This is a genomic window from Sphaerotilus uruguayifluvii, assembly GCF_013294065.1.
Classification (GTDB): Bacteria; Pseudomonadota; Gammaproteobacteria; order Burkholderiales; family Burkholderiaceae_C; genus Sphaerotilus; species Sphaerotilus uruguayifluvii.
In genome coordinates, this window is the sequence record NZ_JABSNM010000002.1 from 45,595 (window position 1) to 57,183 (window position 11,589).

The window sequence follows — 11,589 nt, forward strand, 5'->3', positions numbered from 1 at the left end:
CCCGACGCCCACCATGCCCGACCTCATCGCCACCCGCCGCGCCACCCTGACCGGCCCCGACATCGCCACCCGCGTGCGGGCGCTGGACTTCAATGCGCTCGGCCTGATCCTGCCCAACCCGGACCCGCTGCTGAAGGAGCTGGGCCAGGACGTGGCGGTCTACCGCAACCTGGCGCGTGACCCGCATGTCGGCGCCTGCATCCGCCGGCGCAAGGCGGCCGTGAAGGCGCTGGAATGGGGCCTGGACCGCGGCAAGGCGCGCAGCCGCGTGGCCCGGGCCGTCGAGGACATGCTGGCCGACCTGGACATGGAGCGCCTGATCGGCCAGGCGCTGGAGGCGGTGCTCTACGGCTACCAGCCGATGGAGATCACCTGGCGCGGCGGCGCGCGCGCCGTGGCGCCGACGGCGGTGGAGGCCAAGCCGCCGGAGTGGTTCCAGTTCGATCCGGCCAACAACCTGCGCATGCGCACCTGGTCGTCGCCGACCGAGGGCGAGCTGCTGCCTGAGCGCAAGTTCCTGCTGCCGCGCCAGGATCCGACCTACGCCAACCCCTACGGCTTCGCCGACCTCTCGCTGTGCTACTGGCCGGTGATCTTCAAGAAGGGCGGCATGCGCTTCTGGCTGAGCTTCGCCGAGAAGTTCGGCGGCGCCTGGGCCATCGGCAAGCAGCCGCGCACGGCCACCCAGGAAGAGCGCGACGCGCTGCTGATGGGCCTGGAAGAGATGCTGGCCAACGGCATCGGCACCATCCCGGACGACGGCGCGGTCGAGATCATCGAGATGGCCGGCAAGTCCGCCAGCGCCGACCTCTACGAGCGCCTGGTCATGCACTGCCGGGGCGAAATCAGCATCGTGCTGACCGGCACCAACCAGACCGTGGAGGCCAGTGCCAACCGGGCCAGCGCGCAGGCGGGCATGGACGTGGCTCGCGACCTGCGTGCCGCTGACGCCGAGATCGTCGCTGCCGCCGTCAACCAGCTGATCCGCTGGATGGTCGAGATCAACTGGCCCGGGGCCGACGCGCCGGTCTGGTCCCTATGGGACCAGGAGGAGCAGGACGAACTGCAGGCCCAGCGCGACGAGCGCAACGCCAAGTCGGGCGCACGCTTCACGGTCTCGTACTGGCAGCGCGCCTACGGCTACCAGCCCGGCGACATCGAGGAGCGCACCGCGCCACCGGCCGGCCTGGCGGATTCGGCAACAACACCGGCTGCCGTGGCCTTCGCCGAGACGGCGCTGGGTGCTGCAACGCAGTCCAACGACGACCCGGCCACCGGGCTGACCGACCGGCTGACCGGCGACGCCACGGCGCGCCGGGCGTGGGGCTCGCTGATCGACCAGGTGCGGGCCGTCGTCGAGCGGGCCGACAGCCTGGCCGAGCTGCAGCGCGCGCTGACCGAGGCCTACGGCGGGATGGATCCTGACGACCTGGTGCGCGTGATGGCCGCCGCCGTGGCGCTGGCCGAGCTGCGCGGCATGGCCGATGTGGCTGACGAGGCGCAGGCGGAGCGGGCCTGATGCCGCAGCGGCAAGACATCACTGCCGGCATCGGCTTCAGGCAGCCCTTCCAGGATCAGCTCGACTTCTTCAGGTCCAAGCTCAACCTGCCCACCGATCGCTGGGACGACATCATGCGCGCCGCGCACGACCGGGCCTTCGTCGTCGCCGGCGCCGCCAAGGCCGACCTGCTCCAGGACCTGCGCAGATCCGTGGACGACGCGATCGCCAAGGGCATCAGCATCGGCGAGTTCCGGAACCAGTTCGCCGAGATCGTCGCGCGGCACGGCTGGACGGGCTGGACCGGCCAGGGCACGGCCGGCGGCGAGGCGTGGCGAACCAGGGTGATCTACCAGACCAATCTCCAGACCAGCTACGCGGCCGGGCGCTGGCGCCAGCTCAACGAGCCGGCGGTGCTCGCCGGGCTGCCGTACTGGGAGTACGTCCACCGCGACGGAGTGCTGCACCCCCGGCCGGAGCACCTGGCCTGGCATGGCTTGACGTTGCGCCACGACGACGCCTTCTGGCGCTGGCACTACCCGCCCAACGGCTGGGGCTGCCACTGCCGCGTGCGCGCCCGGGTCAAGCCGCGCGCCGGCATGCCCACCGAGCGGCCTGCCGGCTGGGACGAGATCGACCCGAAGACCCAGGCGCCGCGCGGCATCGACAAGGGCTTCGACTACGCGCCCGGGCGGACCTGGCACCCCGATCTGGACAAGTACCCGCCTGAGCTGGCGCGCCAGGTGGTCGCAGCCAATCTGAAGGATGGCGTGTTCGATCGCTGGCTGACGCAGATTGAACAGCGCATCACCGGTCAGCGCACCACCACCATCAGCTCGATGGAGCTTCGCAAGTTGCTGGCCCGTGGCGAGCGGGTGCCCGTGGCGGTGCTGGATGAACAGGGATTGCGGTCGATGGGCATTCAGCGCGATGAGCGTGGACTGCCTGTGACCCACACGGTCTGGCTGTCCGACGACACCGCGATCAAGCAGTCGATGCACCGAGAGGGCCAGGCGCTGCCGATCGGGGGGTATGTGCGGCTGCAGTCGATCCTGGATCAAGCGGAGTTCGTGGAATCGGACGGGTCGACCCGGATGGTGTACTTCCACCAGGGGCCAGACCTGTCCGTGGCCGTCATCAAGTCGGCAGCCCAGGGGGCGGAGCTTTATCTGCTGTCCATGCGCCGGGCCAGCCAGCGCGAACTGGACGCATCGATCCGTTCAGGAAAGGCCAGGAAGTGGGAGAGGCAGGGGGCACCCGAAAACCCCTGATGGTTCATGCGCGACTGGCTCGCATCTCAGTCGTTTGCACTCCGACCCATCCGGGTGTGGGTCACCCCTTTCGAGGCGGCAGTTCGCTGCGAGATTTTTGCCACATGAACTTGCACCGAGTTTAACGCGACTCCAGCATGAGCAACACCTTTTCCATCCAGACCAGCGATGAAGGTTTCACGGCCGGCCTGCAGCGCCTGCTCGAGCGCGGTGGCGACACCAGCACGCTCACCTTCCTGATCGGCCAGGGCATCGAGGAGCGCATCGACGCGCGATTCGCCAGCAGCACCGGCCCGGACGGTCAGCGCTGGAAGCCCAACAGCCCGGTCACGCTGGCGCGCGAGGCGCTGCGCCTGGCGGTATCGAAGGGAAACCGCCGCAAGGGCGGCTCTCTCAGCAAGCGCGGCGCCGAGCGCCTGGCAGCCAAGAAGCCCCTGATCGGCGAGACCGGCATGCTGCGCGACCAGATTGCCATGCAGCATGATGGCGACGGGGTCACGGTGGCGGCATCGGCCGTCTACGCCGCCATCCAGCAGTTCGGAGGCACCCGTGCCGAGTTCGCCCACCTGTGGGGCGACATCCCGGCGCGCCCCTTCATGCCGGTCACGCCCGATGGTGAGCTCTACCCAACAGAGGCGGAGGCGATCATGGACGACCTCAACAAGTTCTTCGCGGGGCTGGAATGAGTGGCATGGCAAGCATGCGCAGCGCCTGTCTCGCATGGCCGCTGCTCGTGGCGCTGATCTGCGCACCCCTGGCGGGCTGTGGCGCCCTGACCGCGGGCCAGATCTCGCGTGATGCCATGCAGTCGTGCCCGGCCACACGGGAGCTGCAGTTCGACGCGGCGCTGTTTGCCTCCCGGGTACGTGTGTCCTGTTTTCGCGAACCACCCACCCCCCGATGGGTGCCATGACAGCGACATCCGGCCATGCGGCGCCCCCGTGCCCGACCGGAAGGCGCAGGAGCCGCGTTAAAACGGCCTGTGCCGCGTTAATTTTTTTTGGATGATGCGGGGTGGCCTGAGGGCGTGAAAACGCCTCAGAGAGCCTGTTTTCGACTAGGCCCCGATTCCTGACTTGAAACTGACTTGGCGCGCACAGTGGCGGCATGCCCAGCCCGCACGCCCCTGCCGCAGCACCGCGCCCGATCGAGATCTTCCGTCCCGGTCGGCACACCGCCATGGCGGGCCAGACGCTCGACTTCACCGAGGCCGATCTGGCCGCGACCGTCGCCGCCTACGACCCCGCGCTGTCCGAAGCGCCGATCGTCGTCGGCCACCCTCGGCATGATGCGCCGGCCTACGGCTGGGTGCGCGCGCTGAGCGTCAATCCCGCCGGCGGCATCGACGCCGATCCGCACCAGGTTGACCCGGCCTTCGCAGAGATGGTCTCGGCCGGTCGCTTCAAGCGCGTGTCCGCGAGCTTCTACGCCCCGGACGCCCCCGCCAATCCCAAGCCGGGCGTGTACTACCTGCGCCACGTCGGGTTCCTGGGTGCCCAGCCGCCGGCCGTGAAGGGCCTGCGCACGCCCGAGTTCGCCGACGGCGAGACCGGCGTCATCGAGTTCGCGGCCTGGGATGACACCAACAACGCTGGCCTGTGGCGCTCGCTGCGCGACTGGCTGCTCGCCAAGTTCGGCCGCGAGGAGGCCGACCAGGTCGTGCCGGGCTATCTCGTCCAGTCGCTGGAGCAATCCGCACAGGACGAACTGCGCGCCGAGTTGTCCCCCGCAGCCACCGACCCCGCCCCCGCATTCGCCGAGGAACCCACCATGACCCCCGAACAGATCGCCGCCCTCCAGGCCGAGAACGCCCGCCTCAAGGCCGACGCCGAGGCCCTGCGCCGCAGCCAGGCCGAGCTGCGCCGCGCCGCGCTGCATGCCGAGAACGTCGCCTTCGCCGAGCAGCTCGGCAGCGAGGGGCGCCTGGCTGTCGCGCACCAGCCGGTGATCGTCGCCGCCCTCGACGCCTTGGGCTCGGGTGAGCAGCCGATCGAGTTCGGCGAGGGCGAGGCCCGCCAGCCGCTGGCCGCCGCCGTGCGCGGCGTGCTGGCCAAGCTGCCGCAGTCGGTCGAGTTCGGCGAGGTGGCCACCGGTGCGCGCGCCGTGGGCACGCCGGGCACCGTCGACTTCGCCGCGCCGGTCGGCACCGTCGTCGATCAGGGCTCGCTCGCCCTGCACGGCAAGGTGGTGGCCTACCAGGCCCGCCATCGCACCAGTTACGAAGCGGCGCTCGACGCCGTTCTCGCCGGCGCGGCCTGACCGGCCCGCCGAATCCATCCTCAAGGAGCCCGGCATGTCCGCCCAGTCTCGTCCCGTCATGGCGCTGTCGCTGCTCGCGATGGCCACCGTCCCCTATGCGCGCTTCGTGGCGCTGTCCGGCGCGCCGAGCCTGCTGCCCGGCATGCCTGGCGCCGCGCCCGTCGCGACGGCAGGCGTCAAGGCGCTGGCCGTGTCCGGCCGTCCGGCGCTGCTTGGCGAAGCCTTCGACGGCATCGCCCTGGGCACGGCCGTCGTGGAGGCCGGTGGCGCCATCACGGCGGGCGCCGAAGTGGCCAGCGATGCGCAGGGCCGCGCCGTCGCGCAGTCCGGCACGGCCAAGACGGCCGGCGTCGCCCTGGAGGCGGCCACCGCCGCCGGCGAGCTGATCGAAGTGCTGCTCACGCCCTGACCGTTCGCACCCTGCATCTGGAGTCTCACCCATGCCCGCACCGCTCAACCCTTCGTCCGCCCGGGTCGTCGATCCGATCCTGACCACGCTGGCCCAGGGCTACGGCCAGGCCGAGTTTGTCGGTCACCGCCTGTTCCCGCGCGTGCCGGTCACGGCGCGCGGTGGCCAGATCCTCGAGTTCGGCAAGGAATCCTTCCAGCGCTATGCGTCGCGTCGCGCCCCGGGCGCGCGCACCGCGCGCATCGAGTGGGGCTACGCTGGCAAGCCGTTCGCGCTTTACCAGGATGCCCTGGAAGCCCCGGTGCCGCGCGAGATCGCTCAGGATGCCTCGGTCGTGCCGGGCATCGATCTCGGCCGCGGTGCGGTCGCGACGGTGATGCGCTCGCTCCTGCTCACCCAGGAGTGCGATCAGGCGCGCCTGGCGACCACGGCCTCGAACTACGAGGGTGACAGCGTGCTGGCCCTGTCCGGCGGCGCGAAGTGGTCGGCCAGCACCGGCAACCCGATCGCCGACATCGACAGCGGCCGCGAGGTCATCCGGCGCAAGTGCGGCCTGTACCCGAACCTGGTGACGATGTCGGCCACGGCCTTCAACGCAGCCCGCAACAACCCGAACGTGCTGGCCCGGGTCATGCAAGGCGGCAAGCCCGTGGAGCCGGCGCAGGTCACCCGCGAGGCCCTGGCGATCCTGTTCAACGTCGACGAAGTGGTCGTGGGCAGTGCCATCGAATTCGTCGGTGGCTCCAGCCGCGACATCTGGGGCGACGATGTGGTCCTGGCCTACGTGCCCAAGGGCTTTGCCGGCAACGCCATGGACCTGGCCCAGCCGAGCTACGGCTACACCTACACGCTGAACGGTCATCCGTTGGTCGAGTCGCCGTACTGGGAGCAGCAGTCCAAGAGCTGGATCTACGGCGTGACGTTCGAGCGCGCCCCGGTGCTGTCGGGCATCGCCTCCGGCTTCCTGATCAAGGGTGTGCGCTGATCATGGCCCGCCTGATCGCCCATTACCCCATCAAGCACGACGGCGGCACGGCTCAGCCCGGCGACGCCTTCGAGGGGGACGAATCGCTGATCGAGCAGGGTCTGGCCGAAGCTGATCCGAGCACGCCGCCGGTCGAACCCGTGCCACCGCAGCAGCCGACCCGAGCCGTGCGCCGGGCCGCCGCCGATCCATCGGCCGACGCGGTGGCCGCTGGGGCCTGAGATGCAGCCGATCGTCTGGCGTCCACCCACCCGGCTGCTGATGGCCGATGCCGACCCGGTGCAACCGGGAGGTGATCGCGCGGGCTGGATCTCCGGATCACTGCGCGGGGCGATCGGTGGCGCACGGTCCGGCAGTGGGCTTGTCGCGGGCGCGGTGACGATGGCCGGCGGCGCCATCACTTCGGTCGCTGCGCCCGCCAACGGAGGCAGCGGATACCCGGCCTCGACGCGGTTCGAGGTCGAGGTGGTCGGCGATGGTGCTGGTGCGCGTGTCCAGGCCAACACCAATGCATCGGGGGTGGTGGTGTCATTCACGGTCCTGAGCGCAGGGGCGGGCTACTCGACGGCATCCGTGCGCGCTCGTGCAGCCGCGGTGGTTGACGTTCTGTTCGACGGCGGCCCGACGTGGCACCAGTACCCGATCGCCATTGCGACTGTGTCCGACATGTCTGCCGGCAGTGTCGGACTGATGGAGATCTCGGCATCCAGCAGCCATGCCGGCGGGTTTTTTCCATGTGGTCAGCTCGATGGCAAGTCCGAGTCCTACTTCATCGGACAGGAGAACGCTATCTATCCGTCACGAGGTGCGAGGCTGCAGGCCCGATTCATGCGGATTCGATGCCATGTCGCCATGTCGATCGGCCCGTCGGCACGCGTCGGACTGGCCCTGCAGGTGGCATGAATGAGCCTGTACGCCACCCTCTCCGACCTCCTCGCCCGCTACGGCGAGGACGAGCTGGCCCAGCGCTCCGACCGCACCGCCGGCCAGGTGATCGACTCGGCCGTGATCGACCAGGCGCTGGCGGATGCTGCCGCCGAGATCGACAGCTCGATCGCCGGGCGCTACGCGCTGCCGGTGGCCAGCGTGCCGCCGCTGCTGGTGCGTCTGGCCTGTGCCATCGCCCGCTACCACCTGCACGACGAGGCCGCCACCCAGCGCATCCGCGACGACTACGAGGATGCGCTGAAGGTGCTGGCCGAGATCCGCTCCGGTGCCCGTCTGCTGCCGCTGGCTGCGACCGACGGCGGCGGCACCGCGCCGGCGGCTGGCTCGGCGGGTGGCGGCGTGCAGGTGCGCGCCCCGCAGCGCGTCTTCACCGCTGACCTGCTCGCCCGATTCGGGAGGCTCTGACCCATGGACCTGACCCCCGTCATCACCCGCCTGCGCCAGTGGTGCCCGGCCGGCACGTTCCGCCAGATCGGCGGCGCGGCCGAGCTGGACGCTGCCATCAGCTCGGCGCCGGTCACGCCGTCGGCGTTCGTCATGCCGCTGGCCGACCGCGCCGACGATCCGTACCTGGCCAGCTACCACTTGCAGCACGTCATGCGGCACTTCGCCATCGTGCTGTGCGTCGCCAACCGGGCGGACGCCACCGGCGAGGCTGCCGCCAGCGAGCTGGCCTCGCGCCGCAGCGCCGTCGCCATGGCGCTGCTCGGCTGGGCGCCGGACGAGAGCACGGGCGACCCGATCGCCTACAGCAGCGGCCGCGTGCTGCGCTTCGCCGATGGCCGACTGTGGTGGTCGGATGAATACCGCCACCAGGCCACGAACCTCAACCTCGCATGAGGACCACTCCCATGGCCCAACCGACCCGCATCGAACCCCTGCGCCTGCCCGACGGCAAGGTCGTCACCCCCAACCCGCCCACCGGCGGCTCCTGGCAGATCACGGCTGACGGCGCCCTGCAGCCCCGCGACGCGGCCACCGCGCGCGCCGCAGGCCTGGCCTGGCAGCCGGCGGAACCGCCCGCGCCGGCTGCGGTGCCGGCCACCGAAGCCGCCCCTGCGTCGGTTGCCGCACAGGCCACCGCAGCGAAGCCCGCCACCAAGTAACCCAAGGAGCCTCACATGGCTGGAAGCAAGAAGAAGTCGGGCCTCCTGCTCGACCTGGAAGCCACCAACGGCACCGCCGTCACGCCCACCGCCGCCGCCAACGCGGTCGCCATCCGAGCGAAGGGCCTGAAGATCAAGAGCAATGTCTCGACCTCTACACGCGACGTGATCACCGGCGTGATGGGCAACGACGACAAGCTGCCCTTCAGCCACACCGCCGACCTGTCTTTCGGCGTCGAGCTGGCCGGCTCCGGCACCGCGGGAACGGCCCCGGCCTGGGGCAAGATCATGCAGATGGGGGGCTTCGCCGAGACGGTCGTCGCCACCAGCCGGGTCGAGTACACGCCGGCGGCCAGCGCGTTCAAGTCGGCGACCATCTTCGCCGAGCAGAACGGCCGCCTGGAGCGCTACTTCTACCTGATGGCTGCCCTGAAGCTGGCTTTTGCCGTCGGCGAGATCGCCAGCCTCGAGGCGAGCGCGAAGGGCCTGGTCACCAGCGTGGCGGCCGGCTCGATCGGCACCAAGACCTTCACGCCCTGGAAGCGCGGCCTGGCCGTCGGCCCGATCAACACCAGCAAGGTCTCGCTGGGTGCCGTGACGTACACCGCGGGCGTGCTGGCCGGCGGCACCACGTTCGACTTCAAGAGCTACAGCCTGGACTGCGGCCAGGATGTGCAGATCCTGCAGCTTGCGGCCCGCGAGACCGTCGACATCTACGACTTCAAGCCCAAGGTGGAGCTGGTCGTCGATCTGACCCCGGCCCAGCACGCCCAGTTCGTCACGGACATGAAGGCCGGCACCATGCTCGGCCTGGGCTTCGTGCACGGCACGGCCGCCGGCCAGAAGATCGTCGTCTACCACCCCCGCTGCGTCATCGCCGACATCGAAGACGTCGAAGAGGGCCCGATGCTCATCAGCAAGCTCATCCTGGAGCCGCGCGACAGCGTCGACGGCGCCGGCGACTGGATGCGCCTGGCCAACCTCTGACGCCAGCCCTGACGCCGTCACCCACCCCTTTCACCGCCCTGCCCACACCGGAGCCTCACGTGTCCACCATCAAGTCCTACGACCTCCAGCCCACCGTCTTCACCGGCGAATCGGTGTTCAACATCGCCGAGCTGCTCGACCAGCGCGCCCGCCAGCTCGTGGCCGCCGAAGAGGCGGCGCGCACGAACGCCGACGCCAAGATCGTCAGCGACTTCACCGCCGAGGTCGCGGCGATCAACGCCGAGGTCGCCCGCGTGCGCCTGCTCGCCGAGTCGCTGGGCGACGCCGAGCTGGCCCAGCTGGAAGATGCGCTGCTGCGCGTGCTGACGCAGCCCACCTTCCAGGAGCTGCTGTCCGGCGGTGCGCTCGACGGTTTCCGCCTCAACAGCATCGTCAAGGCCCTGAAGGACCAGCCGGACCCGGCGAGCATCGAGCGCCTCAAACCGGTCCACGGCGTGGCCACGGTCGTCAAGATGGGATTCACCGACGGCCGCGTCTCGATCCTGTCGGCCAACATCGTCGAGATCCCCGCCGATGATGTGGCCGGCACGCCCGAGCGTCTGCGCTACGACTACACCACCGAGGACTTCCTGGGTCTGCCGGCCGTCCAGAAGGTGCTGTTCAACGTCTACCGCTTTGCGGGCAGCACCAAGCTGTGGCTGGAGGAGGTGCGCCGCGACCTGGTGCTGTTCGACATCACGCCGAAGTTCATCGCCGCCGGCCCGGCGCCGGTGCTGCTCACGCCCGACCTGAACACCGACGGCACGATCGGCCTGCAGCCGGCGGCCGATCCGGTCGCGCTGGCCCGTGCGGCGCTGGATGCCGCGCTGGCCGAGAAGATCGCCGCCACCGTCGCCCGCGAGCAGGCCGACGCCGCCGTGGTCACCGCCGAGGCCGATGCCGCGCGCCTGCGCGCCGCCTACACCGACCTGGTCGCCAGCGCCGAGACGCAGCTCACCGATGCCCGTGACCTGGTCGACGCCAAGACCCAGGAGCGCGCCGCCGCCCAGACTGCCGTGACCACGGCCGAGGGCGAACTGGCCAACGCCCAGGCGGGCGGCGACCCGGCGGCCGTCTCGGCGGCCGAGGCCGCGCTGCAAGACAAGCGCGACCTGCTGACCCAGGCCGAGCAGGCCCTCACTGCCGCGACCAACAGCCTGGCCACGCTGCAGGGCCAGATCGGCCAGGCCAGCGCCGCCGCCGACCAGGGCGACCTGGACGTGACGGCCGCGATCGAGCGGGCCGCTGCTGCCGCCGCGGTGGAGGGCGCGAAGATCAAGGCCGCGGCCGACGCCCAGGCCGCCTACGACGCCGCCGTCGCCAGCGCCACCGTCTGATGACGAAGAACCCGGCCGGGTCGCATGATCCGGTCGGGCCCGACACGAAAGACCGATCCCGCACATGGCCCTCAAGCTCATCACGCCGGCCCACGTCGCCGGCAACGTCGAGATCACCGTCCCGGGCTCCGAGCAGCTCGGAAGCCTCAAGGTCCGGTTCGCCTACCAGACCGCCAAGGCGCATGACACCTGGCGCGACACCGCGATCGCCGACGCCTCCAGCGGCAAGCGCACGATGACGCAGATCCTCGCGCCGGTCGTCATCGGCTGGGACGGCCTGGAGGACGATGCCGGCGCGCCGGTGGTCTATAGCGTCGAGGCGCTCGACGAGCTGCTCGACCGCTACCCCGCCTCGGCTGGCGAACTGTTCCGGGGCTACACCCGCGTGCTGACCGAGAGCCGCGTAAAAAACTGAGGGCGGTCGCGCGCAACCGGCTCGACCCACCCGAGCAGGCCGCGGCCGACTACCAGCGCTCCCTCGATGTCCTCGGCATCTCCTGGGGCGACGACGAAGACGACGCCGAGGCGCAGGTCGAGGACGACGGCACCGAGGTCTGGCTCGAGAACGAGCGAGCGGTGCGCCTCTTCATCGCCTGCATCACGCAGTGGCGCATGGGGCCGGCCGGCCCGATCGGGCTGGACTACGCGGTGGTGCCACTGGTGGCCAGGGAGGTCGCCGGCATCCGGCCCCGCGAGCTGCGCGGCCTGTGGTGGCAGCTGCAGGTGATGGAGGGCGCCGCGCTGCAGTGGTTCGTCGAGCAGCGCGAGAGCGACAACTGAGCGACGACC

The 11,589-nt window shown here is 70.4% G+C and carries 15 protein-coding genes; all 15 read left to right on the top strand.

Going from position 1 to position 11,589, the window contains the following annotated elements; genetic code table 11:
- The first annotated feature begins 13 nt into the window (after positions 1-13).
- Positions 14-1,519, top strand: coding sequence for a DUF935 domain-containing protein (locus tag HNQ01_RS02495; RefSeq protein WP_173803759.1), 1,506 nt, complete (start codon positions 14-16; stop codon positions 1,517-1,519).
- Positions 1,519-2,769 (top strand): phage head morphogenesis protein, encoded by a 1,251-nt coding sequence (locus tag HNQ01_RS02500; RefSeq protein ID WP_173803760.1) that lies wholly within the window; start codon positions 1,519-1,521, stop codon positions 2,767-2,769. The genes HNQ01_RS02495 and HNQ01_RS02500 overlap by 1 nt, the downstream gene beginning before the upstream one ends.
- A gap of 137 nt (positions 2,770-2,906) precedes the next feature.
- Positions 2,907-3,455 (top strand): phage virion morphogenesis protein, encoded by a 549-nt coding sequence (locus tag HNQ01_RS02505; RefSeq protein ID WP_173803761.1) that lies wholly within the window; start codon positions 2,907-2,909, stop codon positions 3,453-3,455.
- Between the two features lie 421 nt (positions 3,456-3,876).
- Complete coding sequence (locus tag HNQ01_RS02510) at positions 3,877-5,028, top strand: peptidase (RefSeq protein WP_173803762.1); 1,152 nt, start codon at positions 3,877-3,879, stop codon at positions 5,026-5,028.
- 34 nt (positions 5,029-5,062) lie between these two features.
- Positions 5,063-5,437, top strand: coding sequence for a capsid cement protein (locus HNQ01_RS02515; protein ID WP_173803763.1), 375 nt, complete (start codon positions 5,063-5,065; stop codon positions 5,435-5,437).
- Between the two features lie 31 nt (positions 5,438-5,468).
- Positions 5,469-6,422 (top strand): major capsid protein, encoded by a 954-nt coding sequence (locus HNQ01_RS02520; RefSeq protein WP_173803764.1) that lies wholly within the window; start codon positions 5,469-5,471, stop codon positions 6,420-6,422.
- 2 nt (positions 6,423-6,424) lie between these two features.
- Positions 6,425-6,643, top strand: a complete 219-nt coding sequence (locus HNQ01_RS02525) for a hypothetical protein (protein ID WP_173803765.1) — start codon at positions 6,425-6,427, stop codon at positions 6,641-6,643.
- A 1-nt stretch (position 6,644) separates the two neighbouring features.
- Positions 6,645-7,325 (top strand): hypothetical protein, encoded by a 681-nt coding sequence (locus HNQ01_RS02530; protein WP_173803766.1) that lies wholly within the window; start codon positions 6,645-6,647, stop codon positions 7,323-7,325.
- On the top strand, positions 7,326-7,775 hold the full coding sequence (locus HNQ01_RS02535) for a gp436 family protein (RefSeq protein WP_173803767.1): 450 nt from the start codon (positions 7,326-7,328) through the stop codon (positions 7,773-7,775). It abuts the gene before it with no gap.
- Between the two features lie 3 nt (positions 7,776-7,778).
- The gene (locus HNQ01_RS02540; RefSeq protein WP_173803768.1) at positions 7,779-8,210 is read left to right on the top strand and encodes a phage tail terminator protein; all 432 of its coding nucleotides are present in this window, start codon (positions 7,779-7,781) and stop codon (positions 8,208-8,210) included.
- Positions 8,211-8,221: 11 nt separating this feature from the next.
- Positions 8,222-8,476: a hypothetical protein gene (locus HNQ01_RS02545; protein WP_173803769.1), complete on the top strand. Its 255-nt coding sequence runs from the start codon at positions 8,222-8,224 to the stop codon at positions 8,474-8,476.
- A gap of 15 nt (positions 8,477-8,491) precedes the next feature.
- Entirely contained in the window at positions 8,492-9,463 is a 972-nt protein-coding gene (locus tag HNQ01_RS02550; RefSeq protein ID WP_173803770.1) for a phage tail tube protein, read from the top strand.
- 59 nt (positions 9,464-9,522) lie between these two features.
- Positions 9,523-10,800 (top strand): hypothetical protein, encoded by a 1,278-nt coding sequence (locus tag HNQ01_RS02555; RefSeq protein WP_173803771.1) that lies wholly within the window; start codon positions 9,523-9,525, stop codon positions 10,798-10,800.
- Between the two features lie 64 nt (positions 10,801-10,864).
- Positions 10,865-11,215, top strand: a complete 351-nt coding sequence (locus tag HNQ01_RS02560) for a phage tail assembly chaperone (protein ID WP_173803772.1) — start codon at positions 10,865-10,867, stop codon at positions 11,213-11,215.
- A 77-nt stretch (positions 11,216-11,292) separates the two neighbouring features.
- Positions 11,293-11,580: a DUF1799 domain-containing protein gene (locus HNQ01_RS02565; protein WP_173804062.1), complete on the top strand. Its 288-nt coding sequence runs from the start codon at positions 11,293-11,295 to the stop codon at positions 11,578-11,580.
- Positions 11,581-11,589 lie beyond the last annotated feature (9 nt).

What these genes read in the sequence shown, in the direction of transcription:
- HNQ01_RS02495 (WP_173803759.1), top strand. Translation starts at nt 14, where the DNA reads ATGCCCGACCTCATCGCCACCCGCCGCGCCACCCTGACCGGCCCCGAC.
- HNQ01_RS02500 (WP_173803760.1), top strand. Translation starts at nt 1,519, where the DNA reads ATGCCGCAGCGGCAAGACATCACTGCCGGCATCGGCTTCAGGCAGCCC.
- HNQ01_RS02505 (WP_173803761.1), top strand. Translation starts at nt 2,907, where the DNA reads ATGAGCAACACCTTTTCCATCCAGACCAGCGATGAAGGTTTCACGGCC.
- HNQ01_RS02510 (WP_173803762.1), top strand. Translation starts at nt 3,877, where the DNA reads ATGCCCAGCCCGCACGCCCCTGCCGCAGCACCGCGCCCGATCGAGATC.
- HNQ01_RS02515 (WP_173803763.1), top strand. Translation starts at nt 5,063, where the DNA reads ATGTCCGCCCAGTCTCGTCCCGTCATGGCGCTGTCGCTGCTCGCGATG.
- HNQ01_RS02520 (WP_173803764.1), top strand. Translation starts at nt 5,469, where the DNA reads ATGCCCGCACCGCTCAACCCTTCGTCCGCCCGGGTCGTCGATCCGATC.
- HNQ01_RS02525 (WP_173803765.1), top strand. Translation starts at nt 6,425, where the DNA reads ATGGCCCGCCTGATCGCCCATTACCCCATCAAGCACGACGGCGGCACG.
- HNQ01_RS02530 (WP_173803766.1), top strand. Translation starts at nt 6,645, where the DNA reads ATGCAGCCGATCGTCTGGCGTCCACCCACCCGGCTGCTGATGGCCGAT.
- HNQ01_RS02535 (WP_173803767.1), top strand. Translation starts at nt 7,326, where the DNA reads ATGAGCCTGTACGCCACCCTCTCCGACCTCCTCGCCCGCTACGGCGAG.
- HNQ01_RS02540 (WP_173803768.1), top strand. Translation starts at nt 7,779, where the DNA reads ATGGACCTGACCCCCGTCATCACCCGCCTGCGCCAGTGGTGCCCGGCC.
- HNQ01_RS02545 (WP_173803769.1), top strand. Translation starts at nt 8,222, where the DNA reads ATGGCCCAACCGACCCGCATCGAACCCCTGCGCCTGCCCGACGGCAAG.
- HNQ01_RS02550 (WP_173803770.1), top strand. Translation starts at nt 8,492, where the DNA reads ATGGCTGGAAGCAAGAAGAAGTCGGGCCTCCTGCTCGACCTGGAAGCC.
- HNQ01_RS02560 (WP_173803772.1), top strand. Translation starts at nt 10,865, where the DNA reads ATGGCCCTCAAGCTCATCACGCCGGCCCACGTCGCCGGCAACGTCGAG.